Raw genomic sequence first — 24,447 nt, forward strand, 5'->3', positions numbered from 1 at the left:
GACGTGTCCACCGCCGTGCTGACTGACTCCACCGCCTGTCTCCCCCCGGAGCTCGCGGAGGAGGCCGGCGTCGCGCTGATCCCGCTGCACGTGCAGGTGGGCCGGCGCAGCCTGGCAGAGGGCGTCGACATCTCCACCGCGGAGGTCGTCGACCTGTTGCGCGCGGGCAAGGAGAAGGTCGGCACCTCCCGGCCGGCTCCGGGTGAGTTCGTGGAGCGGTTCCGGGAGGTCGCGCACGCCACCGGCGCCGATTCCATCGTCGCGGTCCTGATCTCCTCGGCGATCTCGGGCACGGTCGAGGCCGCCCAGTTGGCGGCCCAGGCGGTGCGGTCCGAGGTGGCCGTGGAGGTGGTCGACTCACAGATCCTGGGGATGGGGATGGGTTATGCGGCCGCCGCTGCTGCCGATGCTGCGTATGCCGGTGGGTCGCCTGAGCAGGTGGCCTCCGTCGCCCGGGCGCGGTGCGGCGCAACGTCCACGTATTTTTATGTCGACACCCTCGAACACCTGAGGCGCGGGGGCCGCGTCGGCACCGCCCAGGCGATCCTCGGCTCCGCCCTGGCCATCAAGCCGCTGTTGATGCTGTCCGACGGTGAGGTGCAGTTGGCCGAGCGGGTGCGCACCCGGGCCAAGGCACTGGCGCGCCTGGAGGAGAAGTGCCTCGAGGCGATCGCGGCCGCGTCCGAAGACGTGGTGGTCGACGTCGCCGTGCATCACCTCGGCTGGCTGGAGCAGGCCGAGGCCATGCGGGACCGTCTGCGCGAGACGGTCCCGCAGGCAGGGCGGCTCGACCTGGTGGAGCTCGGTGCCGTCGCTGGTGTGCACACCGGCCCCGGCACGCTGGCTGTCACCGTCGCCCCGCGGGCCTGAGACAGCTCCGGCGCCCGCCCCTGAACGGCTCTCAGGGACGGCCAGCGGCCATGAGCCCCGAGGCGTAGTGGAGCCCGCTGACCTTTGACCCGTCCCAGCTGGACCAGTCGCGCAGGGAGTGGATGACCTGCCCGTTCCCCAGGTAGATCGCCACGTGGAAGATGCCGGACGGGGCCCCGTTGTTGCTGTAGAACAACAGGTCGCCACGTTGGATCTCCGACAGGGAGACGCGGCTTGTGGCGTGGTATTGCGCTTCGCTCTGGTGCGGGATGCTGATGCCGGCGGCGCGGAAGGCTGCGGTGGTGAAGCCGGAGCAATCGTAGGCGCCGCCGCTGCTTGAACCCCAGCTGTAGGGCAGGCCCAGGTTGGCCTGTGCCCAGGCGATGGCAGCCTCTGCGCCCTGGCCGCCGGCGGGGGCCACGGGGGCGGCCGATTCGGCTGGAGCTTCCTGACGGGAGTCCGAGCGGCTGCTCACGGTGCCCTGCGCGCGGCTCTGCGCGGCGGACGCACTCGTGTCTGCGAGGCTCTCGGTGCTGGGCGCCGCAGAGTCGCTCGGCGCCGCAACCGGCTCTGGCTCGGGTGTGACGCCGGTGAAGCCGAGCTCGCCGAAGTGGGTGTGCTCAGCGTCCTCTGGGGCCGGGGCTGGCACGGCGCGGGCGGGGAGGTCCGCGGCCGGCGTGGTGGCTGTGCTGTGCATGGATGCGGTCGAGCTCTGGTGGAACGCGGTCATGCTCTGTGCGTCCCCCGGGGCCGGTGCGGGGGTGGTGCTGGTGACACCGAACGCTGTCGCTGGCGGTGCCGGAACGGCGGTCGCGGCCCCGAGGGTGGCCGCGAGCAGCCCGGAGGCGGCAACGGTGGCGGTTCCAGTCAGGGGGCGGGGCAGGTTCAGTGGGGCGCGGTGGCGCCCGATAGTGCGTCGCTTCACGGTGGTGTGCCTCTCCTGCGCCTGCGGGGTTAGCTGTCGGGCTCGGGCAGGAGGTGCCCGGTGCGCGCCCATGGGGTGTGGGCCGCTCTTTGCCCCAAGGAACGCAAGGCGTTCCGGTGGTGGGTCCCCCGCTCTTGTCATGCGGATGTGTGGTTCGACCCGTGGCGCTGACAAGATTCGGCGGGCGCTCGGGGCCTACCTGGGGCAGGTAGGTAACAGAACGGTAACGGCCAGATCCACCGGAAATGGACGTTTTGAGGCGTTCTGGGCCGGTCTTCATGGAATCTTCATAAAAGGTCACGCAGGAGTAAAGAGGGTGTCAGCGCGGCGCTCAGGCCTGCCCGAGCATGTCCTGCATCTGGCTGATCTCCGCTTCCTGGGCCTCGATGATCTGCCGGGCCAACTCCTGCGCATGCGTGTTCTGCCCGTCGGCGAGCACATCCTCAGCCATCTGCACGGCGCCCTGGTGATGGGCGATCATCAGTTCCAGGAAGCGGGTGTCGAACGCGGCGCCGGACAGTCCCGCGAGTTCGGTGATGACCTCCTGCTGGCTCATGCCCTCCATCTGCATCCCACCGTGGTCCATCTGGCCGGTCTCACCGGTCGCCATCACCGGCACCTCCCAGGCGCTCAACCACGAGGTCATGGTTTCGATCTCCGGGCCCTGGGCGGCCAAGATCTCCTCGGCCAGGGACCGGACCTGGGTCGAATCGGCCTGGTTGACGGCTAGCTCGGCCATCTCGATGGCTCCCTTGTGGTGCACGATCATCATCTGGACGAACATGCTGTCTGCCTCGTTGTGCGCGTCGGCGACCTCCCCGCCGCTGGTGCTGCTCGGTGTCTGGGTGGCTTGCGTCGTGCTGTCGCTCGGTGTGTGCGATCCGCCCTCCTCTGCTGGCTGCTCCGTGGTGCACGCGCTCAGCACCCCAGCCAGCAGGAGTGCAACACAGCTGGCGATGACCCGATGTGATTTCACGTGGGTGTCCGTCCTTTCACCGTGGGAATGATTCGTCCCATCCAGTGAAACCGGGGTGCTGCGGTCGGGGTCACCAACCGAGGACACCTTCACCGAACCTTCATGGAACCGTCGGTGGTTCCTTCATGCCGTCGTCTTGGGCACCACGAACGGGTGGGCGTGAGCGAAGTGCGATGTCAGCGTTGGCGTCTGGCGGCCGGGACCATCAGTGGGAGCTCGACGGTAAAGGTGGTGCCCTGTCCGTGTCCGGCGCTGCTCACCGTGACCTCTCCGCCGTGTGCCCGGCTGATAGAGCGTGCGATCGCCAGGCCGATGCCCGAGCCTCCGTGCGCACGGTCTCGTGCGCTGTCGGCCCGGTAGAACCGTTCGAAAACGTGCCCGAGGTGCTCCTTCGCGATCCCTTCCCCGGTGTCGGCCACCTGCAACCGGACCGATTCCGCATCTCTCGTGGCGCGGACGACCACCCGCCCGCCCGGCGAGGTGTGCCGCAGCGCGTTGTCCAACAGATTGGTCAGCACCTGGCCGATCCTGTCCTGGTCGACCTCCACCACCGCGCCAACCGCCGCGCCGGGAACCTCTGCCGTCAGGTCGATCCCGGCTGCGGCGTACTGGCCGCTGGCCTGCCTCACCGCGGTGCCGACCAGCTCGTCGACGCGCACCGGGCGCCGGTGCATGCTCAGTCGCCCCTCCTCGGCAGTCGTGACCAGGGAGATGTCCTGAGCTAGCCGCGCCAGCCGGGACACCTGGTGCAGGAGCACCGTCATGGTCTCCTCGTCGGCCCCGACGACCCCGTCCTGGATGCCTTCCAGGTAGCCCTCCAGCGTGGCCACCGGCGTGCGCATCTCATGGGCCAGATCGCTGAGCAGCCGGGTGCGGGTTTGCTCCACCCGGGCTAGCTCGGCCGCCATGGTGTTGAACGCGCTCGCCAGGTCGTCGAGCTCGGCTCCCATACCCACCGATGGAACCTGAACGGTGTAGTCACCAGCCGCGATGCGCCCCGAGGCGTGCCGCACTTGGCCAAGCTGCCGAGCGATGCGACGGGTCACCAGGACGCTGACAACTGCCGATGTGACGAGCGCGGCGAAGAGCGCACCCCCGAGTGAGTAGGCCGAGGCGGTCGCGAACGCTTCTTCGGTGTGTTGCACCACGCCCGGGTCGGAGGTGCCGCTGCGCAGCAGGTGCACGTGGAAGATTGCTGGACCTAGGAGGGAGGCAACGACCCACGCGCTCAGTGCCCCGACGATCACGACCACGACGGTCGCGGTCAGAATGCGGGATGCCAGTCCCCACCGTCTCCAGGATGCTCTCACCGGCCGGGGCCCATCCGGTATCCAACGCCTCGCACGGTGCGGATGAAGGCAGGATCGGAGGAATCCCCGAGTTTGCGCCGCAGGTGGGCGATGTGAACATCGACCAGGTGCTCGTCCCCGACCCAGTCCCGGCCCCACACGTCGTCGATCAACCGGCGCCGGGAGAAGACCATGCGGGGCCTTGCCGCCAGCGCCACCAACACCTCGAACTCCGTGCGGGTGAGGTCCACCAGTTCATCGCCCAGATGGACCTCGCGAGCAGCAACGTCGATGCGCAACGTCCCGATGGACAGACCCTGCCCAGCCGCCCTGTCCCCACCGACGACCTCTCGGGGGCGCCGCAACAGTGCCCCGACCCGGGCCAGCAGCTCCCGCGGACTGAACGGTTTGGTCACATAGTCATCGGCACCGACAGAGAGGCCGACCAACTTGTCGACTTCTTCGGCGCGGGCGGTCAGCATGATGACGTAACAGTCGGAGAAGGTCCGCACCCGGCGGCACACCTCCACGCCATCCATGCCTGGCAGTCCCAGGTCGAGCACGATCACATCCGGTTGCCACTGCTGGGCGACCTCCACGGCCTGGTTCCCGTCTCCGATGATGCACACCTCGAAACGGTCACGCTCGAGGTAACGCTGCACGAGCTGGGCCAAGTGCTCCTCGTCCTCCACGAGCAGCACCCGGGGCGCAAGAGTCGACATGGACCCATCCTGCCCCGAACTCAGACCGCCACACCGCAGGCGGGCACCGCACCGCGGCGCCGCATGGTCAGCGAAGCGAACACCTTCATGAAATCTTCATGGTCTGGCCCACGGCTCTCCCGGCACACCAGCATTCTTGCGCGTCTTCGCGGGTGCGCCTCTCGGGCGATCAGCGAGCAGCAGCCGGGTCCAGTTGTAGCGTCGTGATGCACGTCGGACTGCCGTCAGTCGTGCTGAAGGGCACGCTTCCTGCGTAGCCTTCCCGTGACACCTCGATGGTGCCGGTGATCTCGCGCGGCAACCAGAACCCAACAAAGCCATTGGTGTGCGTGGTCATCTCCTCGTCGACGAGGACATCGCCAGACGCATCGGTGATGGTCACCGCGACCTCCTCTCCCACCAGCTCACCCTGGCAACCGCTCAGGCTGTGGTAGAAGCAGTCATGCGTCTGCGTCACGAAGGGCGCCACCGAGAGGTAGAACTCGTCCTCCGGCAGGGGCAGCGCCATCTCCGTGGTGCCGTCATCCAGCAGTAGCTCGTCCTCACTCACCGATGCACCAAGGCGCAATGGACGCTGCTCGGTGCTCGCTTCCAACTCTTCGACGATCTGCTGCGCGGTCAGACCGTCCAGCCCGTGATCCGCCAGCAGTGGGTCAGTTGAGACGGCATCAGAACCCGTCGAGCATGCGGACAGGACGAACGCGCCAATGGCAAGGACGACTGGGAATCTCGTGCGCATGGGATGTGACCTCCTCGCAGAGATTGTTGCATTGCCGCAGACCGCCTCCGCCAAGGGATCAGGTGAATCGGGGAGAGTGCATCCACAGCCAGCCCTGGCCGGAAGCCCTGTCCACAGACGGTGATGACGACTCCCGCAGAGGCTCCCTGAGTGCCTACGTTCGAGGGCATGGCAGAGCAGGATCGGTTGGCGGCGCTGCTCGAGCGGGCCACCCGCGAGCGCCGTGAGGACGCGGACGGGGTGGATCTCGCCGAGGGCGACAGTGGTGAGCCCATCCCCGGCGGCGGCGCGGACAGTGGTGAGCCCACGCCCGGCGAGGGCGCGGACAGTGGTGAGCTGGACATCCTCGGGGAAGACCTGCTGGTGGCCGGAGGGGAGTGGCTGCCACCCGATCCTGGGCGGCACCGGCCAGCACGCGAGGGCCCTCGAATGCTGGCGCTGCCGCAGTCACTGCGCTCGCTGAATCTTGGTGTCCGACCGGTCGCGGTGGTCGCGCTCCTGGTGGTGGCACTGATCGCTGCGGGCATCTTCGGGTGGCGGTGGTGGCGTGCCGAGCAGGGGAGCGCGCCCGTGCCCGTCGCGCCCCTGGCCGCGCAGCTGTCACCCGCGCCGGGCGGTGCTGATGCGGCTGGTGCGACGGGCGACTCGGACCAGGCGGCGGGTGGGCAGGAAGCAGCGGGTGTGTCGGACCCGACCGCGGCCGCAGCCACGGGATCACCGAGCGCGTCTGCCGAGGCACCCGCGGAGCTGCTCGTGCACGTGGCCGGTGAGGTGCGCAGCGCAGGTGTCGTGCGACTGGATCCGGGCGCTCGCGTCCAGGACGCCGTCGAGGCAGCCGGCGGTCTGGGCCCCGACGCCGACACCAGCCGTCTCAACCTGGCCCGCGCGGTGGCTGATGGCGAGCGGATCTGGGTGCCGCGCCCGGGGGAGGAGGTGCCTGAGGTGACGGACGTGCCGGTCACACCGCCTGCAGCGGGAGGCGGTGGGTCGGCCGGTGCTGAGTCAGGTGGCGGCGAGGCGCAGATCAACATCAACACGGCCGACCAGGCCGTGCTGGAGGAGCTGCCTGGAGTCGGGCCGGTCACGGCGGGAGCCATCGTGGCCTGGCGTGAGGAGAACGGTCAGTTCAGCAGTCCGGACGAGTTGCTGGAGGTGAGCGGCATCGGTGAGGCCACCCTGGACAAGTTGCGACCACACGTCACGCTGTGACCCACCCGAGTCGCACGGACCCGAGTCGCACGGACCCGAGCCGCACCGCGCCCACCCGCGTCGACCTGCCCCACCCCCACCCGAGCCGCACTGGGGAGGCTGTCACGAGCCTCGGCATACCGGAGCCGGATGCGGAGATCGAGGGCCAGCAGGAGTCGCCCCGGCTGGACCTGCGGCTGCTCATCCCAGCCCTGAGCGCCTGGGCTGTCCTCGTGGCGGCGGTGGTGCACGACGTGCGCACCCAACTGCTCGGCGCTCTTGCGTGTCTGCTGACCGGGGCCTTCCTGCTGTGGCTTGCCGGCAGGAGCACACGACGGGGGCGGCGCCGCGAGCGGCGGTGGTGGCTGCAGATCAGCGGACTCCTCGCCCTCAGCCTCGTCGCGACGAGTCTGGTCCTGGGCGCCAGCGCAGCCCACCGGGCCACCGAACACGCAGGCACCGTGCCCGAGCTCGCACAGGAACGGGCCGTGGTCACCCTCACCGGAGTCGTCCTGACCGAGCCGCGGGTCATCACCCGCGGCGACGAACGACCGGACCTCGTCGTCCTCGAGTTGCGCGTCACCCACGTGGTCGGTCGCGGGGAGGGCAGCAGCGTCGGCACGCCCGTCGTCGTCTTTGCCGACAAACAGTGGGCGGGCGTGCCCTGGCGCGGGACCGTCACGGCACGGGCACGTCTCGGCCCGCCCGATCCGGGTGACTCGGTCGTGGCCGTGGCCACGCCGCTGGATCCCCCCACGCTGCACGGTGAGCAGGGCAGGGTCCTGGCCGGCGTCGAGCACGTGCGCGAGCGCCTGCGCCAGGCCGTCGACCCGCTGCCGGTCGACGCCCGCGCCCTCATCCCGGGGCTGGTGATCGGTGACACATCGCTGACACCCCCCGATCTCTCGGACGCGATGCTCGCCACGGGCATGTCCCACCTGAGTGCCGTCAGTGGCAGCAATGTCGCGATCGTCCTGGGCGTCGCGGTCCTGTTCTGCGGGTGGGTCGGCGTGCCCCGCCGGTGGCGACCCCTCGTGGCGCTCGTGTGCCTGGTCGGCTTCGTGCTGCTCTGCCGACCGGAGCCCAGCGTGCTGCGTGCCGGGGCGATGGGCGTCGTCGGCCTGATCGGGTTGAGTGCCTCCCGACGCTCCGTGAGTCTGCCCGCGCTCGGCACGGCGGTGCTGGTGCTGCTGTGCTGGGACCCGTGGCTGGCCCGTTCCTATGGCTTCGCGCTGTCCACCCTGGCCACGCTCGGTCTCGTAGTCTTCGCCCGGCCGTGGGGAGACGCGATCGCCAGCCGGCTGCCGCGGCGCCTCTCGCTGCTCGGCGACGCGATCGCGATCCCCCTGGCAGCCCAGGTCGTCTGCGCGCCGGTCATCGTCCTGCTCCAGGGCACGGTGAGCACCGTCGCGGTCCTCACCAACCTGCTCGCGGCGCCCTTCGTCGCACCGACCACGATCGCCGGCATCGGCGCGGCCCTGGCGGGCACGGTGTGGCTCCCGCTCGGTGTCCTGGTCGCCTGGGTGGCGGCCCTGCCCGCCTGGCTCATCGGCGCCGTCGCGCGCTGGGGTGCCACCGTGCCGATGGGCACGATCGGCTGGGTCGAGGGCGTGGCCGGTGCCTGGCTGCTGACGCTCCTGACCGTCGCTGTGCTCGCGCTCGGCCCGTGGCTGCGCTGGCACGCGCGGCGTCGCCCCGGGCTGGCCTGGGCCCCCCTCCTGCTCGGTCTGGCGCTGGTCTGGCCGACCCCTGGGCGGCACGGCTGGCCACCGCAGGACTGGGTCGTGGCCGGGTGTGACGTCGGGCAGGGCGATGCCTTCATGGTGCCGACCGGGCCCGGCCGGGTGGTCCTGATCGACACCGGCCCGGACCCGGCGCTGCTGGCCACGTGCCTGGACCTGCTCGGCGTCGAGCAGGTGGATGGGTTGGTCCTCACCCACTTTCACGCGGACCACGTCGGCGGGATCGATGCGTTGCTCGGCCGGGTTCCGGTGGCCGCCGCCTATGTCACCCCGGTGCGCGATCCGCCTGCCGACGCCGACCAGGTGCTGGCCGACCTGGCGGCGGCCAACATCCCGACGTATGCCGTGACGTCCGGCGACTCCCTCGTCTGGGGCGACTCGGGTCAGGTCAGGGGCGAGGTGGTCTGGCCCCCGCCCGAGCGTGCCGGCAGCGGCTCCCTCGGAGCAAACGACGCCAGCGTGGTCCTCGACCTCACCGTCTCGACGGCGACGGGTGACCTCCCACAGGCGGGAGGCAGGGGCGCTGAGCCGGGTGACGGCATACGCATGCTGTTCACCGGCGACATCGAGCCGGGGGCCGCCCGCGGGGTGCGTCGCGCGCTGGCCGGTGCGCAGTTTGACGTGCTCAAGGTGGCGCACCACGGCAGCGCCGCGCAGGACGAGTCGCTGGTGACCGGGATCGGGGCGACTGTCGCGCTCATCGGCGTGGGCGCGGACAACACCTTCGGTCACCCGAGCCGCACTGCGCTGTCGATGCTCGCCGAGACCGGCACCGTCGTGCTGCGCACGGACCGGGACGGGGCCTATGCGTTGGTGCTGACCGAGGCAGGTCTGGGGGTGACGACGCAGAAGTAGGGAAAGGCGGTGCGGCAGCGGACAAGCCCGCGCAGTCCGCAAGCTCTATATTGGACGTTGTTGCCGAGTCACCCACAGCCTTGGGAGGAATCGTGAGACGCACGCCGTTCGACGCAGATGAGGCATTGAAAGCCCGCCGCGAGTTCCTCGCCGATGCACGCCGCGGTGATCTGAAGGACGCTGCCGACCCGACAGTGATGGATGCTGCGTGGCGGCGATGACTCAGTCTTCTAACCGACCCCGAGGTCGGTGATCCGGCGGAGTTCGGCGAGGTGGGCCTCCAGCGCCCGGTGGCCCTGCGTGGTCAGTGACAGCCAGGTCTGTGGCCGACCGCCGTGCCGTTCCTTGCGGGTGGCCACATAGCCCGCCTCGACGAGCACCTTCACGTGTTTGCTCACCACGTAGTCGCTGACCAGCAGGGTCTCTTGGACCGTGGCGAAGGACAGGGCGTCGACGCCACCGAGGAGGCTGCAGATCTGGAGCCGGTGCCGGGCATGGATGACACTGTCGAACTGCGGGACGACCTCGGTCACGCCCTCGACTCCACAACCCGTGCCGGGAGCTCGCCGCGACGCAGGCGTGCGTCCGTGCGCATCTCAAGCACATAGGTGAGCACGAACCCGGCACCGGCGCCCGCCAGGAACGCCCAGGGCACGTTGAGCAGGGACTGGATGGCCATGCACGCCACGAGCAGTCCGATCAGGGCGAGGGACGCCCCGGTCCAAGCGCCCTGATAACGGTCCACCGACGCACCGGTCACGTGCCGCAGCAGCCACAGCAGCACCGTGGGGGCCGCGGCGACACTGACGGCCACCAGCAGGGTGCCGGTTGAGTCGCTGCCGAACGGGAAGTTGTCGAAGGTCATCCCGACACCGATGAAGAGCAGCGCGACGATCAAGCTGGAGAGGGCCTTGAACCACCACGGCGTCACGAGGCGCTGCGCGAGCCGGGTCCGTGCGCCGTCCAACTCGTCCAGGATGTCCGCTGCGTCCGGTCGGTCGGGGGTGTTTGCTGCATCACTTGCCATGTTGGCAAGCGTAGGTGGCGCTTGCCAACATGGCAAGTGGCTACCTTGACGCCAGGATCCGCAAGATCGAACGTGGGGTCCGATGAGCGCTGGTACGCCACGCGGCCTAGGAAACGCATCGACCTCGGGCATGCCTGCAAGGCAGTGGGGCGTGACTTGCAGCTGGCCGATGGGTTTCGACTACAGGGCAGGGCTACCAGTCCTGCTGAGCTGGTCGTGGGTCATCCGCGCCAACTGCTCACCGGACGACAACCGCTCAAAGTCATTCGCATTGACGTGACGAGGAAGTTTGGCCCGGTGCCGCCGTTCACGGCCGTAAAATGGCAGCCACTCAAATTCCAACTCGAGTGACTCACAGGGCGACCCATCAACACTAGGTCCTGTGAATGACCCAGAGGGGTGACGGGCACGGCGGATGGTCGCGCCGAGAGTTCCTTCGCCGATGCGCATTCCGCTGATGTGACGGGCGCACTTACCTCGACGGTGCTGGGTGCCCGTGGTGGCGATAGCAAGCAAGAAGTGCTGGTACCGATCGTCGGTTTCCGAGGTGACTATTGCCACTGTCGGTTGCGCCTGCTAGAAATCGGACACGACCCCAACCCCTGTGGGTCGCAGCGTCGTGCCGGTCTTGCCGGTGCAAACCCGTGAAAGCAGAGGCAGCAGTGAACACATATGGGAGAGTCTTGACGGGCGAAGAGTGAAGACTACAGACTCACTGGTTGGGTCGGCGGTGCCTGCAAAAGGTCGTTGACCAGGCGGGGCAGGACGTCTTGCAGCAGGCTGTCGATGCGCAGGCTGGCCCACTCGTCACCGCGAGTGGGCCAGCGGGTGACCAGCGCGACGGGGAGGCCGAGGGCGTGGGCGCGCTTGACGAAGCGCAGGCCACTCATCACCTGCAGCGAGGAGCCGAGGACCAGCAGGGCGTCCGCGGACTCCACGGCTGCGTAGGCCTGTTCCACCAGTGGCTTGGCCACGGACCCACCGAAGAAGACCACGTCAGGCTTGAGCAGGTCCGAGCCGCACGTGACGCACCGAACCAACCGGAAGTCCGCGAAGTCCTGGGCGGCCAGGACGATGTCGCCGTCCGGTCGGATCTCCTCGCTGTCGGCGGTGAAGCCGGGGTTGGCCTCGGAGATCCAGCGGTGCACCTCGCCGCGCTCGAAGCGCTCCTCGCAGTTCAGGCAGACGATCTCGTTGAGGTTGCCGTGGAGCTCGATCACGTCACGTGAGCCCGCCGACTGGTGGAGGCCGTCCACGTTCTGGGTGATCAGCTCCTCGAACTGGCCACCGTGCTGGAGGGCCGCCACGGCGCGATGGGCGTCGTTCGGCCCTGCCGCCCGGAACCTGGCCCAGCCGACATAGCTGCGGGCCCAGTACCGGCGGCGGTTCTCCGCCGAGGCCAGGAACTCGGCATACTGCATCGGTTGGACGCGCCGACTGCCGTCGGGGCCGCGATAGTCGGGAATCCCGGAGGCTGTCGACATCCCGGCGCCGGTGAGGACGGTGACCCCACCCGCGGCCACCAGGTCGCGCAGCGCGCGGTAGTCCCGCTCATCCACCGGTCGAGGTGGAGGCAGCAGCGTCGCGACAGACACTGACGCCCTCAGACCGTGAGGTTGGCGGCGCCCGTGGCGGACAGGTCCAGCTCCCGGGCACTCGCGCAGAGAGCGTCGAGGGTGGCCCGCACGGCTGGCACGCGCAGCAGGTCGGGGGTGGTCACGACCTGCACGGCCCGGCTCGAAGCCGGCTCCAGCTCCAGGGTGCGCACGCCGGGGTGGCTGACCGAGGCCAGGATGAGTCGAGGCACCAGGGCCACGCCGAGCCCCGCGGCCACCAACCCGAGGACGGCGACGTAGTCCTCGGTCTCGAAGCTCACCTCCGGACGGAAGCCGGACTGGTCGCACAGCGCGAGCAGGTGACCGCGGCACCGGGGGCAGCCGGCGATCCACTGCTCGTCGCTCAAGTCGGAGAGGCGGATGACGTCCTGGTCGGCCAGTGGGTGGTCGACCGGCAGGGCGATGGTCACCGGGTCGGTGAGCACGTCAATGACCTCGAGCCCCTCGAGGTCGTCCTCGCCGCGCCCCGCGTCGGTGCCGTCATAGGTGAAGGCGACGGCGAGGTCGCACAGCCCCGCGCGCAGGGCGGCCAGGGACTCCGGTGGCTCGCCCTCGGAGAAGTGGACCGTGACGCCGGGGTGGGCGGCCTTGACCCGGGCCAGCGCCGAGGGGACCAGTGTCGCGGAGGAGGAGGGGAAGGCCATGAGCCGGACGCGGCCACTCTCCAGGCCGGCGATGGCGGCGACCTCGGACTCGGCGTTGTCGAGTGCGGCCAGGACCGACACAGCGTGGCGGGACAGCACCGTGCCGGCCTCGGTCAGGCGCACGCTGCGGCCGTTGCGCTCCACGAGCACGGTGCCGGTCCGGTCCTCCAGGCGGCGCACCATCTGGCTGACGGCGGGCTGGGTGTAGCCCAGAGACCGTGCTGCCGCGGTGAAGCTGCCCTCGGCGGCGATCGCGCGCATGACCCTCAACCCTGCAACATCAAACATGGGCACAAGGGTAAGCCGAACTTATGGATTGAGCGATCTCCCGCACGGGCGCGGGACGCGCGTCCGGTGGGGGTGTGCAGTCGCCGACGGTGCGCTCGGTGGGGGTGTGGAGTCGCCGACGGTGCGCTCGGTGGGGGTGTGGAGTCGCCGACGGTGCGCTCGGTGGGGTCGTGCAGTCGCCGACGGCGCGCTCGGTCGTGGGGTGTGGGTCAGAAGGAGGGCGGCGGGGGAGGTGGTGGCGGGACGGTGCCCGAGCCTCCGCCCTGCGGCGGGGGAGTCTGGCCCGGGGCGGGCTGGCCACCAGTGGGCGGTGGTGGTGTGCCCTGGGCTCCGCCGGGGGGCGGAGGCGCACCGAAGCTGCCAGGGGGAGGGGGAGCGGGCTGGGTGTGCACCTGCAGAGTGTTCAGGCCGCCACTGCCGTCCATGGCCTCCAGCGCCTCGCGCACGCGTGTCAGGTCTGCCGGGTCGACGGCCTGCCCGTGCTGCTCGCGCCATGTCAACAGGCCGAAATCACGCAGCAGTCGCTCCGAGTCCCCGGAGCCGGTCCAACTCGATGAGGCCTGGCTGATGGCGGAGTCTGCCTTGGATGCCAGATCGTTTGCTGCGGCCTTGGCCTTGTCTAGGAATCCCATGACTGGGAGCATAGCCTTTCGGGAGTTCCCTGTGACCGTTTCTTTGGGGGACCATTCACAACAGGAACCGACTGCGGGGCAGCCGGTCAACACGAGGGAGTGTCGTTCGCACATGGCAATTCACGGCAAGTTGTTCAACGAACACGCAGAGAACCAGGCGACCGATCCGTTCGTCCAGCAGAACAAGAAACTGCTGAAGGTCTCGATGGCCTATGGGCCGGTCCTGGCGCTGACCGGATCGATGGTGGCCTATCAGGGCAGCATCAGCTTCCAGAACAAGGGGTCCGGGGGTCTGAACAAGCTGATCAAGTCGAAGATGACCGGCGAGGGTGTGGACCTGATGGAGTGCACCGGGCAGGGGGAGTTGTTCCTGGCGCACGACGCCCAAGACATCCAGGTCATCTATCTGGAGAATGACTCGATCTCCGTCAACGGCAACAGCGTGCTCGCCTTCTCGGCCTCCATCGACTGGGACATCCACCGCATCCAGGCCCGCGGCGGCATGATGACCGGCGGGCTCTACAACGTCACGCTGCGGGGGACCGGCTATGTGGCCATCACCACCCACGGAGAGCCGGTGGCGCTTGACGTGAGCGGCGCCCCGACCTTCGGTGATGCCCAGGCGGTGGTGCTGTGGACCTCCGGGGTGACCATGGACATCAAGGTGGACACCGGTGGCCTGAAGTCGATGATCCGCGGAGGCACGGGCGAGATGCTGCAGATGGCCTTCGGCGGTCAGGGCCACGTGCTGATCCAGCCTTCCGAGGGGGTGGCCACCGGCGGGCACCAGCAGGAGTCGTCTGGCGCCAGTGGCATCGGGAGCCTGTTCAACTGACCGCCGGAGCACCAAGAGCACGCTGCATAAGACGCAATTATGCAATTGCGAAGTTTTATGGGGTTGTGTGATCGATGGTGGTCCGGCACGGTGGACTCATGACTGCTGTGACGGACCGCCTCGTTGTCTCCGAGCGGGCAAGCCAGATCTGGAGCCCGGTGCCGGGCTATCTCAACGCTGCCACGCTCGGGCTGCCGCCGCGGGCGGTGGTCGCGGCGATGCAGGACGGGTTGCTCCAGTGGCAGACCGGGCAGGCGTGTCCGGTGCGTTATGGGGAGCTGGCAGAGCAGGCACGGCGCTCGTATGCCGAGCTCGTGGGCGTCTCCACCGGCACCGTCGCCATCGGCTCGCAGACCTCGGTCCTGGTGGGCACGGTGGCGGCATCGGTCCCCGACGGCGCCGAGATCGTGTGTGTGACAGGAGACTTCACGTCAGTCAGTGGCCCGTTCCTCGCGCAGCGCCACCGCGGTGTCACCGTGCGGCACGTCCCGCTCGCGGAGCTGGCCTCGGCCATCGGCCCCTCAACGCACCTGGTCGCCTTCAGCCTGGCGCAGAGCAGCACCGGTGAGCTCGCCGACGTGGGTGCGGTCGTCGAGGCGGCCGCGCGTCACGGCGTGCTGACCCTGTGCGACGTGACCCAGGCGGCGGGCTGGATGCCCGTCGACGCCAGCGTCTTCGACATCACGGTCTGCTCGGGCTACAAGTGGCTCTGCCAGCCACGCGGCACGGCCTATCTCACGGTGTCGCCGGACACCCTCGGCCGGATCACACCCGTCAACGCGGGTTGGTATGCAGGAGAGTCGGTCTGGGAGTCCGTCTATGGCCCGGAGCTGCGCCTGGCGCAGGATGCCCGCCGCCTCGACGTGTCCCCGGCCTGGCTCTGCTGGCTCGGGGCGGCTGCCGCGGGTGAGGCGCTCGCCGCGCTCGACATGGCGCAGGTGCGCGACCACGACATCGGGCTGGCCAACGGACTGCGGGAGCGCCTGGGGGACGACCTGTGTGCCCGCCCCGTCGTGACCCTGGATGACCCGGACGGCACCCGGGTGGCCCGACTCGAGGAAGCCGGGGTCCGGTGCGCCAGCCGGGCCGGCCGCGTGCGCCTGGCCTTCCACGCCTGGAACACCACGGCCGACGTCGATCTGGTCGCGGACGCCCTCGGCTGACCACGACTCTTGCCGCCCGCGGTCCACGCGGAGCCGCCGCCCAGGCTTCTGAGCAGGGCAGTCTCCTCGCTGATCGCCCGCTGGTCACCTGACGGTCGGCGTGCTGTTCACATGTTGGTCACCCGACTCCGCTTCTCTGAGAAGCGTGTTGCCACACCAGCCTCACGGCCCGGTCACCCCGGGGGATCCGCAGTCCGCGCAGATGGCCGCCGCGCGGGCGACCGCGCACCACGGACCGCAGGCACCCGGCGCCCGCAGCGGGACCGCGCTGTGCCTGTCCGGCGGCGGGTTCCGCGCGGCCCTGTTCCACCTGGGGGCCACCCGCAGACTGAACGAGCTCGGCATACTCGGACGGTTGCGCACCATCAGCGCAGTCTCCGGCGGTGCCATCGTGGCCAACCTGCTGGCTGATCCGCGCCTGGAGTGGCCCGACCCCCTGGGGGACCCGGCTCCGGTCGTTGGGTTCGAGGAGTGTGTCGCCGAGCCGCTGCGACGGCTGACCGGACGCAACGTGCGCACGCCCGCGCTGCTGTCCCGGATCCGTCCGAGCGGCTGGAATCGCCCGGACGCCAGCGTCGAGAGCCTGGCCGAGCAGCTGGCGGTCATCGTGCCCTGGTGGTCCTCCGACCTGCGCTACAACGATCGGCGCGGGCCGGTGATCCTCACCTCCGCCACCGAGATCGGCTATGGCGTGAGCTGGGTCTTCGCTGACTCGCGCTCGGTGGCTCCGCGCGGCCGGATCGGGGACCACCGGCTCGGCTATGCCGCGCCGCCACCGGGGCTGCGGATCGCCGACGCGGTCGCGGCCTCCTGCGCCTACCCACCCTTCTTTCCGCCGATGGAGCTCGATGGTCGCACCCTCGCGCTGCGCGGTGGGGTGCCCGACGCCAGCGAGGACCCCCGCGTCAGCGATGGCCTGCTCGAGCGCATCCAGCTGGCCGACGGCGGGATCTACGACAACCTCGGTGTCGAGCCCGTCTGGTCCGATCATGCAGCGGTGCTCGTCAGTGACGGGGGAGCGGTCTTTCGCTCCCAGCCCGCTGGCTCGGTGGTCGGCCGCCTGTTGCGCACCCTGTCCATCGCCGGGTCCGGTCAGCAGACCACCCGGTTGCGCTGGCTGCGGGCGAGCTTCTCGGCCGGACTGCTGCAGGGGGCCACGTGGTCGCTGGAGTCCACCAACACCGTCTCGCGCGTCCCCGGTCACGGCCCCCTGCCCGGCGAGTTGCGCGGCTATCCGGCGGAGCTGGTCGACCAGATCAACCAGGTGCGCACGGACCTGGACGCCTTCCGCCCCGCCGAGCAGCACATCCTGGAACGGCACGGGTATGCCGTGGCGGACGCCAGGGTGCAGCGGCACAGTCCCGAGTTGGTTGCCCTGGCGGCCGACTTCACGCCGCCCCACCCTGAGGTCGCCGACCCGGTCACGGTGCGTCACCTGCTGCGTCACTCTGGTCAACTGCGGGCGCTGGGACGTCGCTGACGACGCGGCTGATGCTCGGTCCTTGCTGGAACTAGAGATTTTCCTGACCATCTTGGGTGTTCCCGTTTACTTCCGGAGTGATCTGCGCCACAATGAAGATTGTGCTAATCACCCGAGACCCGTTAGAGGTCGTCGTGGAGATGGTGACAGCGGTCTCTCTGGCGCCAGAGCGCCTTGAGGACCGGGTGAACGCCATCGTTGACATCCTGAGCCCCGACCTTGGTTCACATCTCGGGCTGCTGATCCGTGCCGACCTCACGGACCTGGACATCCAGGTCCTGGGGCGTCACATGTCCGCTGGGGCCCGCAGCCACCTGCGCCATCAGATCCGTCATCAGCTCAAGGACCCGCTCCTTGAGCCGGTCGTGCGCGGCGATCTGACGCCGACCACGGCGGCACGGGCGTTCGGCGAGCAGGCCTGGCGCGAGTCCACCACTCGAGCCGCGGTGATGGTGTCCTTCGGCATCGACCAGATCGCCACGCTGCCGGTGCACGGCGGCTCCAACGTCGTGGTCTTCATGCTGGGTCGTGTGGGGCAGGACTTCACCGAGGACGACCTCGCCCTCCTGCGTGCGGTGCAGCCGGTGGTCACGGGGCTCGGCACGCTCCTGCGGTTGCCTCGGCACGCGCAGCAGCTCCTGGTGGCAGACAACACGGCGATGGAGCACGCGCTGACCGAGCGTGAGGTGCAGGTCCTGGAGCTGCTCGCGCAGGGCTACAAGGCAACGGTGATTGCGCGCAAGGCCGGGTGCTCGACGCGCACCGTCCACCGTCACCTCGGCCACATCTACGACAAGCTCGGGGTGGGTGACCGGCTCAGCGCGGTCAACCGGGCGCACGTGCTGGGCGTGCTCGACCTAGACCCGGTCGACATGTCCTGATCGCCTCTGAGACAGGCCAACTGGAGCTCACAGAAAAACTGCAGGTTCATCCTCCAGGATGATGCGGGGCCGCCCGCAGATGCGGCAGAGTGAAACTCACGCGACCAGGGCTGTGCCGATCCGGCACCCAGTGGTCGCCTGGCCTGTCAAGTGCCGGGTGGTGCCTCTTCCCGGGGCCGCACCGCCCGGCACTTTGCTGCCCGCGCCCGGACCGGAGTGCTCCGGTGGCGCCCTCTGGCACAGGCGGATACGTTCGAAGTGATCCGGTGCGACGCCGGGACCTCGACCGAGGAGAGTTGACGTGCCCATCAACAGTGAACACCTTGCCAGCCTGACGGACGCCGATGTGATTGACCAGCACGGGGACAAGGTCGGTGGGGTGGGTCAGATCTATCTGGACGACGCCACCGGCCAGCCTGCCTGGGCCAGCGTCAAGAGCGGCCTGTTCGGGATGCGTGAGTCCTTTGTGCCGCTGCACACAGCAGACGTCGTGGACGGCAAGATCTCCGTGCCGTTCACCAAGGACTTCATCAAGGACGCGCCGCGCGTCGACGCAGACAATCATCTCGACGACAGCCAGCAGGCGACGCTCTACAGCTATTACGGCCTGGACCGCCCCACTGCGGCCGCGCCCGGGGGTGGCGCGGACGAGACCGCGACCTTCACCAGCGAGCAGACGGCCGCTGACATGACCGACGGGCGGACGGAGGGCCTGCCCGCCCCGTCCGCGGACAACGGTCAGGACGGTGCAGTCACCACGGAATACACCACCCCGGGGACGGCCCAGGAGGCGGTGCCCGTTGCTGTCGACGACGGCAACGACCTCGGCAGCGGAGAAACTCCCGGTGCTGAGGTGCGGGGCGGCCAGCAGGATGACGCCACGCCAGAGAAGGCAGCGGCGATCGGTGCGGCCGGTGCTGCAGGTGCAGGTGCTGCAGCGGCAGGCGCCGCGAGTCACGGAGCGCCCGAGACGAGCGATGGGGTGGCAGGCGAGAGCCGCGAGCCACGCCCTGGGGACCCAGACTGGGACGAGACGCATCACGCGACCTTCCAGCAGGAGAACCCGGCGGCCCAGGCCGACTGGGCTGCCGAGCAGGCGCCGGAGGAGCCCATCTCCACGACGTGGTCCGTGCCGCCGACCGAGCCAGCCGACGAGGAGGCCACCAAGGTGGGGCGCTCCGGCTATTCCTCCGACCGGCCGGCCGCCCACTCCTCGGCCTACGAGGGGCACCACACCCCCGCGGCAACTCCACCGGAGGGCATCGGTTCGAGTGATGCTGCCGCCACTGATGTTGAGGGGGCGGTCGATTCAGGACAGTTCGGCTCGGTCGAGCCGGTGACTGCTCCCGCGGCCGGCGACCCGATGGACGATGCCGTGACTGGCGCATCGGGCCAGACCGGCACGGGCTATCCCGACGAGGCGTCCGTGGCGGAGACGCCCGAGACCACTGGCGTGGGTGCCGGTGGGCCCATCCTGGGCGGCGCCGTGGCAGGTGGCGTTGCGGCAGCGGGCGTGGCGGCCACGGACACGGAGACGACGGCCTACGAGGTGCCGGGCCAGGAGGCGGGCTCGCCCACCACCGATGCCCAACCAGGTGCCGAGTTTGCCGCTGATCGCGAGGAGCCCTTCGACGGTGGCACTGCACCGGAGGGGGTCGGCGACGAGGGAGCCCTCGTGGCAGGGACCGATGCCGGGGACGCTAGCGGAGAGCCGGACGTCAGCGGAGAGCCGGACGTCAGCAACGAGCCCGAGGTGTTTGGCGCGACGGGCTATCGGCCCGACCGCGACGGCTCCGACATGACCGACGAGGAGCGCGAGCGGCTCAACGAGGCACGCGGCGCCCTGTGAGGCGCTGACCGCTCCCAGGCTTGACAACTCCCAGGCCTGACCGCACCCAGAACTGACAGCGCCGCCCGACCATGTGGTCGGGCGGCGCTGTTGGTGTCGGTGCCACCTGCCGGAGAGGGGGGAGGACCAGCAGGCGGCACCAGTTGGAGACTCCCTGGAAACGCACGCCGGAACCGACGTGTTCCCGAGGGGCGATGGGCAGGTCTCAGAGGCGGCGCAGGACCGCCGTGACCTTGCCCAGGACGACGGCGTCGTCGCCATCGATGGGGTCGTAGGCGTCGTTGTGCGGCAGCAACCAGAGCTTGCCGTCGGTGCGCTTGAAGGTCTTGACCGTGGCCTCGTTGTCCAGCATGGCCGCAACGATGTCGCCGTTGATGGCATCCTGCTGACGCTTCACCACGACCCAGTCGCCGTCGCAGATCGCGGCATCGATCATTGAGTCGCCGACCACCTTGAGCAGGAAGAGCTCGCCCTCACCGACGATCTGCTTGGGCAGCGGGAAGACATCCTCCACCGCCTGCTCGGCCAGGATCGGACCGCCGGCCGCGATGCGGCCCACGACGGGGACATAGGAGGCCTGGGGGCGGGCATCGCCGATGCCGGTGTCGTCGTAGGCAACGTCGGAGTAGTCCTCGCCCTGGGGCGCGACCGGCTCGTCCGGGTGAGCGCCGCGGCGATAGCCAGGGGCCGAGCCCTCGGAGCCGGGCAGGACGACCTCGATGGCCCGCGGGCGATTGGGGTCGCGCCGCAGGTAACCCTTGCGCTCAAGCATCCGCAGTTGATAGGCCACGGACGAGGGGGAGGCGAGCTGCACGGCCTCGCCGATCTCGCGCAGGCTCGGCGGATAACCACGCTGATCGACGGAGTCGCGGATCACCTGCAGCACCTTTGCCTGTCGTGCCGTCAGATCCGCCCGTCCGTCGCGGTCCGGTAGATCGTGAACATCTGCCATCGTCCTGCCCCTCTCGCTCCCGGACCCTGGCTGCCCTGAACCTGCAGGTCAGTGGCTCTGTCAGTGGTCCCTGGTTAGGTATTTCACGTGACCATATCGTACGAGTTTTCGAACGGGCAGGCAAACACCCGTTCGACTGGCGTGTCGACAAAGTTCGCACGACTGTGCTACACATGGAACATGCGTCCGATCGCACACGCGTTCGGAGCAGGCAGAGACGGAGGGACCATGAGCGCCATCGCACTGCACGACATCCTCGAGGACTTCGAGCCCGCACCCACGGGGCGTGGCCCGCGGCGGCGGGACCACCTGCGGGTGGTGCGGCCCGGGGAGACCGCTCCTGCGGTGCAGCCAGCCGACGAGGGGCGGCTGACGATCACCCGGCGCGGGCGCCTGACGGTGACGCTGGCCGCGACCACACTGGTGGCGCTGACGGTGCTGGCAGCGGCGGGGCTGCTGCCAGCCGCAGCCGATGGCGGCGAGACGGTGGTCGTGCAGCCGGGACAGACACTGTCCCAGATCGCGGTGACCGAGCTGCCGGAGCTGCCGCTGGACCGCGCGATCGTGCAGTTGCAGCTGACCAACAACCTGAACTCGCTGGACATCCAGGCGGGCACGACGCTGGAGATCCCGGGCAACTGAGTTGGCGGCCCGTCGAGACGCGGTTCGCTAGCGCGCCTCGGGTGCGCGGGACTAGTCCGCGTCGCGGGGGCGCGGAGCTAGTCCGCGTCGCGGGTGCTGGTGACGGCCTCCCAGACCACGGGCAGTTGCTCACTGGGGATGAAGAAGCCGCTGATGTGGGGATCGAACATCAGACCGTGGATGCCGGCGCCGACATAGGTGGCGCTCGACTCGATGACCTCGCCCGGGGGCAGGGCGATCGCATTGAGGTCGTCGGTCGGTCCGATCATGTCCTGCTGCACGGCGAAGTCATGGGCCCGCTCAGACGTCGTGAACGTCAAGAGCATCAGCTGTCCGTCGATCTCGGCGGCGGCCGGCGACTCCAGGCCCGGGTCACCGACGGCGATGAACCACCAGTGGTCCAGACCCATGGTCAGGCGCCACAGAGCGGCCATGCCAACCTGGTCCTCCGGGCCGGTGACCTGCGCGGCGAGCCGATCGGTCTCACTCGGGGCAGGAGCGTCCGGGCTTGCTGCCGGGGCGGCCTCCGCTCCCTCTTCCGCGGCGTCGGGCTGACCCGGGAAGCCATCATTATTCGGTTCGCTCATAGGGCCAGTCGACCACATTCTCGGGCCAATCGCCCCACGCGGACACCGGTCAGGAGCGTGGCGCCGCTGGGATGAGGCGCTGTCCCTCCTGGGTGTGGGCCCCGACGACGGGCGTTGCGGGGAGGATCCCGTCGACGCGTGGACCCATGCCGTCCAGGGGCACAACGACCTCCTGATCGCCCACGGGCACGCGCGTGCCGCGCACCTCGACCTCGATCGGATCGCCCTCGGCCACGCGCAGGCAGATCTCGTCGGGCCGCACGGTGACATGCAGCCTGGCGCCCTGCCAACCAAGGCGGAAACCCAGCTCGGGCCACGAGGACGGCAGGCGGGGGTCAAAAGTCAGCACGCCAGCGTGGTCGCGCATCCCGCCGAACCCAGCGACCAGGCCGGCCCACACGCCACCGGTCGAGGCCACATGCACCCCGTCGGACGTGTTCTTGTGCCGGTCATCCAGGTCGACGAACAGCCCGTCATAGAAATAGCGCAGGGCCATCTCGTGATAGCCCACCTCGGCGGCCACGATGGACTGCACCACCGCAGACAACGTCGAGTCACCCGTGGTGATCGGGTCGTAGTACTCAAAGTTGGCGCGCTTCTCCTGAGCGGTGAAGGAGTGACCCGCCAGATACATCGCCAACACCACATCGGCCTGCTTGAGCACCTGGAAGCGATAGATCACCAGCGGGTGGAAGTGCAGCAGCAGCGGGTGCTTCTCCGGTGGCGTCTGCGGCAGGTCCCACACCTCGCGCTCAAGGAAGTGCAGATCCTGGGGGTGAACACTCAGCTCGGCGTCGAACGGGATGAACATCCCCTCCGCTGCGCGCTGCCACTCCGAGATCTCCGCGTCGTCCAGCTGGAGCCGGGCGACTGCCCGCTCATAGTCGCGCGGGTCAGACTCGCGCAGCTCGGTGACGGCCGCCGCCGCGTTGGCCAGGTTCTCTCGTGCCATCACGTTGGTGAACAGGTTGTCGTTGACCACCGTCGTGTATTCATCCGGCCCGGTGACGCCGTGGATGTGGAAGTCCTCGGAGCCGTTGATGGACCAGAAGCCCAGGTCGGCCCACATGCGGGCGGTCTCGACCAGCATGTCGAGGCCCTCGCGCAACAGGAAAGCCCGGTCGCCGGTGGCCCGGACATACTGCATCAGGGCATGGGCCACGTCGGCGTTGATGTGATACTGCGCCGTCCCAGCGGCGAAGTATGCCGAGGCCTCCGCCCCGTTGATCGTGCGCCACGGGAACAGCGCCCCGTCCTGACTCATGTCGCGTGCGCGGGAACGGGCGGCATCGAGCATGTTGTGCCGGAAGCGCAGCGCGCTGCGCGCGGCCTGGGGCGCCGTGTAGGTCAGGAACGGCATCACATAGATCTCGGTGTCCCAGAAGTAGTGACCGCCGTAGCCGGACCCACTCACGCCCTTGGCCGGAACCCCGCTGCCGTCGGCGCGGGCGGAGGCCTGGGCCAGCTGGAACAGGTTCCACCGCACCGCCTGCTGGACCTCGGGCTGGCCAGGGGTGGTCACATCGCAGCGGGTCCAGAAGTCGTCCAGCCAGGCCCGCTGGTCGGCGTGCAGGTGGGCCATGCCGTCGCCGCGCACCCGGTCCAGTGTCCGCAGGCAGCGGTCGGAGAGCTCCCGCACCGGGACGCCACGAGAGGTGTGGTAGGTGACGAACTTCTCCAGGTGGATCGTGGAGCCCTCCTTGGCGTCGATCCGGAAGACGTGCTTGGCGCTGTCCTCCTCGGCGATGATCTCCTCGGAGTGCTCGTTGTCGGTCTCCAGCACGTGCTCGGTGGCGACGGCCAGGGTCATCCGCGACTGGTGGCAGACATAGCCGAGCACCGCGCGTCCATCCCCGACCCAGCTCTTCTGGGGATCCAGCACCCGCCGGTCGAAGGTCTCGGCCTTGCGTGGGTCACCGCCCTCACCCATCGCGGCCGACTTCACGTGGTATTCGTCGAAGCCGTCCTGCCGGTTCAGCAGCTGGCTGGAGATCACGATGGGCGCATCGCCATCGAGCATCTCCAGGTCCATCGTCATCAGGGCCAGGTGACGCTCGGTGAAGGACACCATCCGGGTCGTGGTCACCCGCACCCGCTTGCCCGACGAGGTCCGCCAGATCAGCTCGCGGCGCAGCATGCCATCGCGAAAGTCCAGGGAGCGCTCATAGGTCTCCAGGTCGGCCTGAGCCAGCAGCAGCGGCTCGTCCTCGACATAGAGCTTGATGACCTTGGGATCGGGCACATTGACGATCGTCTGCCCGACGCGGGCCAGGCCGAAGGCGTCCTCGGCGTGCTGGATGTCCCACGTCTCGTGGAAGCCGTTGACGAAGGTGCCGTGGGTGTGCGTGTCGCGGCCCTCCTCGACGTTGCCGCGCAGACCGAGATAGCCGTTGCCGACGGCAAAGATGGTCTCGGTGACGCCGAGATCTGCTCCGCTGTAGGCACTCTCGACCAGACGCCACTCATCGGCCGGGAACCGGGAGCGGTCCATCGGGTCGACGGGAGGGTCCACCAGGGGGCGCTGGTGCTGCCCGGAGTGCACCGC

General features: G+C 69.2%; 23 protein-coding genes and 1 riboswitch. Of the genes, 10 read left to right on the forward strand and 13 right to left on the reverse strand.

Going from position 1 to position 24,447, the window contains the following annotated elements; all coding sequences use genetic code 11:
- The first annotated feature begins 3 nt into the window (after positions 1 to 3).
- A complete protein-coding gene (locus NF556_RS05695) occupies positions 4 to 870 on the forward strand; it encodes a DegV family protein (RefSeq protein WP_252594521.1) in 867 nt (288 codons plus the stop codon).
- Positions 871 to 901: 31 nt separating this feature from the next.
- Here NF556_RS05695 and NF556_RS05700 read toward each other — a convergent pair whose 3' ends face one another.
- The 5 genes from NF556_RS05700 to NF556_RS05720 all read right to left on the reverse strand — a co-directional run bounded on the left by NF556_RS05700 (position 902) and on the right by NF556_RS05720 (position 5,521).
- Entirely contained in the window at positions 902 to 1,795 is an 894-nt protein-coding gene (locus NF556_RS05700) for a C40 family peptidase (RefSeq protein WP_252594522.1), read from the reverse strand.
- Between the two features lie 5 nt (positions 1,796 to 1,800).
- A riboswitch (cyclic di-AMP (ydaO/yuaA leader) is annotated at positions 1,801 to 1,972 on the reverse strand.
- A gap of 154 nt (positions 1,973 to 2,126) precedes the next feature.
- Positions 2,127 to 2,771 carry a DUF305 domain-containing protein gene (locus tag NF556_RS05705; RefSeq protein ID WP_252594523.1) on the reverse strand — a complete coding sequence of 215 codons (645 nt, stop codon included), beginning with the start codon at positions 2,769 to 2,771 and terminating at the stop codon, positions 2,127 to 2,129.
- 176 nt (positions 2,772 to 2,947) lie between these two features.
- The gene (locus NF556_RS05710) at positions 2,948 to 4,018 is read right to left on the reverse strand and encodes a sensor histidine kinase (RefSeq protein WP_252594524.1); all 1,071 of its coding nucleotides are present in this window, start codon (positions 4,016 to 4,018) and stop codon (positions 2,948 to 2,950) included.
- A gap of 59 nt (positions 4,019 to 4,077) precedes the next feature.
- Positions 4,078 to 4,782, reverse strand: a complete 705-nt coding sequence (locus NF556_RS05715) for a response regulator transcription factor (RefSeq protein WP_252594525.1) — start codon at positions 4,780 to 4,782, stop codon at positions 4,078 to 4,080.
- A 169-nt stretch (positions 4,783 to 4,951) separates the two neighbouring features.
- Positions 4,952 to 5,521, reverse strand: a complete 570-nt coding sequence (locus tag NF556_RS05720; protein WP_252594526.1) for a CueP family metal-binding protein — start codon at positions 5,519 to 5,521, stop codon at positions 4,952 to 4,954.
- 168 nt (positions 5,522 to 5,689) lie between these two features.
- Here NF556_RS05720 and NF556_RS05725 point away from each other — a divergent pair, with 168 nt between their 5' ends.
- From NF556_RS05725 to NF556_RS21345, 3 genes are all read left to right on the forward strand, one after another.
- On the forward strand, positions 5,690 to 6,730 hold the full coding sequence (locus tag NF556_RS05725) for a ComEA family DNA-binding protein (protein ID WP_252594527.1): 1,041 nt from the start codon (positions 5,690 to 5,692) through the stop codon (positions 6,728 to 6,730).
- Positions 6,727 to 9,306, forward strand: coding sequence for a ComEC/Rec2 family competence protein (locus NF556_RS05730; RefSeq protein WP_252594528.1), 2,580 nt, complete (start codon positions 6,727 to 6,729; stop codon positions 9,304 to 9,306). The genes NF556_RS05725 and NF556_RS05730 overlap by 4 nt, the downstream gene beginning before the upstream one ends.
- A 92-nt stretch (positions 9,307 to 9,398) precedes the next feature.
- Entirely contained in the window at positions 9,399 to 9,527 is a 129-nt protein-coding gene (locus tag NF556_RS21345; RefSeq protein ID WP_256829753.1) for a hypothetical protein, read from the forward strand.
- A 9-nt stretch (positions 9,528 to 9,536) separates the two neighbouring features.
- On the opposite strand, the gene NF556_RS05735 is transcribed toward NF556_RS21345, so the two are convergent.
- The 5 genes from NF556_RS05735 to NF556_RS05755 all read right to left on the reverse strand — a co-directional run bounded on the left by NF556_RS05735 (position 9,537) and on the right by NF556_RS05755 (position 13,513).
- The gene (locus NF556_RS05735; protein ID WP_252594529.1) at positions 9,537 to 9,839 is read right to left on the reverse strand and encodes a transcriptional regulator; all 303 of its coding nucleotides are present in this window, start codon (positions 9,837 to 9,839) and stop codon (positions 9,537 to 9,539) included.
- Positions 9,836 to 10,333 (reverse strand): hypothetical protein, encoded by a 498-nt coding sequence (locus tag NF556_RS05740; RefSeq protein ID WP_252594530.1) that lies wholly within the window; start codon positions 10,331 to 10,333, stop codon positions 9,836 to 9,838. Before NF556_RS05740 ends, NF556_RS05735 begins: the two co-directional genes overlap by 4 nt.
- Before the next feature lie 704 nt (positions 10,334 to 11,037).
- Positions 11,038 to 11,892, reverse strand: coding sequence for an NAD-dependent protein deacetylase (locus NF556_RS05745; RefSeq protein ID WP_252594531.1), 855 nt, complete (start codon positions 11,890 to 11,892; stop codon positions 11,038 to 11,040).
- Positions 11,893 to 11,936: 44 nt separating this feature from the next.
- On the reverse strand, positions 11,937 to 12,881 hold the full coding sequence (locus NF556_RS05750) for a LysR family transcriptional regulator (protein WP_252594532.1): 945 nt from the start codon (positions 12,879 to 12,881) through the stop codon (positions 11,937 to 11,939).
- Between the two features lie 209 nt (positions 12,882 to 13,090).
- On the reverse strand, positions 13,091 to 13,513 hold the full coding sequence (locus tag NF556_RS05755; RefSeq protein WP_252594533.1) for a hypothetical protein: 423 nt from the start codon (positions 13,511 to 13,513) through the stop codon (positions 13,091 to 13,093).
- Between the two features lie 112 nt (positions 13,514 to 13,625).
- Between NF556_RS05755 and NF556_RS05760 the strand changes: the two genes are divergently transcribed.
- The 5 genes from NF556_RS05760 to NF556_RS05780 all read left to right on the forward strand — a co-directional run bounded on the left by NF556_RS05760 (position 13,626) and on the right by NF556_RS05780 (position 19,721).
- A complete protein-coding gene (locus tag NF556_RS05760) occupies positions 13,626 to 14,348 on the forward strand; it encodes an AIM24 family protein (RefSeq protein WP_252594534.1) in 723 nt (240 codons plus the stop codon).
- A gap of 98 nt (positions 14,349 to 14,446) precedes the next feature.
- Positions 14,447 to 15,511 carry an aminotransferase class V-fold PLP-dependent enzyme gene (locus NF556_RS05765; RefSeq protein ID WP_252594535.1) on the forward strand — a complete coding sequence of 355 codons (1,065 nt, stop codon included), beginning with the start codon at positions 14,447 to 14,449 and terminating at the stop codon, positions 15,509 to 15,511.
- Positions 15,512 to 15,656: 145 nt separating this feature from the next.
- Positions 15,657 to 16,991: a patatin-like phospholipase family protein gene (locus NF556_RS05770; RefSeq protein ID WP_252594536.1), complete on the forward strand. Its 1,335-nt coding sequence runs from the start codon at positions 15,657 to 15,659 to the stop codon at positions 16,989 to 16,991.
- A 101-nt stretch (positions 16,992 to 17,092) separates the two neighbouring features.
- On the forward strand, positions 17,093 to 17,872 hold the full coding sequence (locus NF556_RS05775) for a helix-turn-helix transcriptional regulator (RefSeq protein ID WP_252594537.1): 780 nt from the start codon (positions 17,093 to 17,095) through the stop codon (positions 17,870 to 17,872).
- Between the two features lie 301 nt (positions 17,873 to 18,173).
- Entirely contained in the window at positions 18,174 to 19,721 is a 1,548-nt protein-coding gene (locus tag NF556_RS05780) for a PRC-barrel domain-containing protein (RefSeq protein ID WP_252594538.1), read from the forward strand.
- Positions 19,722 to 19,926: 205 nt separating this feature from the next.
- On the opposite strand, the gene lexA is transcribed toward NF556_RS05780, so the two are convergent.
- Positions 19,927 to 20,673, reverse strand: a complete 747-nt coding sequence (gene lexA / locus NF556_RS05785) for a transcriptional repressor LexA (RefSeq protein WP_252594539.1) — start codon at positions 20,671 to 20,673, stop codon at positions 19,927 to 19,929.
- Between the two features lie 228 nt (positions 20,674 to 20,901).
- On the opposite strand from lexA, the gene NF556_RS05790 reads away from it, so the two are divergent.
- Entirely contained in the window at positions 20,902 to 21,315 is a 414-nt protein-coding gene (locus NF556_RS05790; RefSeq protein WP_252594540.1) for a LysM peptidoglycan-binding domain-containing protein, read from the forward strand.
- Between the two features lie 77 nt (positions 21,316 to 21,392).
- Here the strand turns inward: NF556_RS05790 and NF556_RS05795 are convergent, their stop codons facing one another.
- A complete protein-coding gene (locus NF556_RS05795; RefSeq protein WP_252594541.1) occupies positions 21,393 to 21,902 on the reverse strand; it encodes a hypothetical protein in 510 nt (169 codons plus the stop codon).
- Positions 21,903 to 21,951: 49 nt separating this feature from the next.
- On the reverse strand, positions 21,952 to 24,393 hold the full coding sequence (locus NF556_RS05800) for a glycoside hydrolase family 65 protein (protein WP_252595730.1): 2,442 nt from the start codon (positions 24,391 to 24,393) through the stop codon (positions 21,952 to 21,954).
- Positions 24,394 to 24,447: the final 54 nt, after the last annotated feature.

The organism is Ornithinimicrobium faecis, from assembly GCF_023923225.1.
Classification (GTDB): domain Bacteria; phylum Actinomycetota; class Actinomycetes; order Actinomycetales; family Dermatophilaceae; genus Ornithinicoccus; species Ornithinicoccus faecis.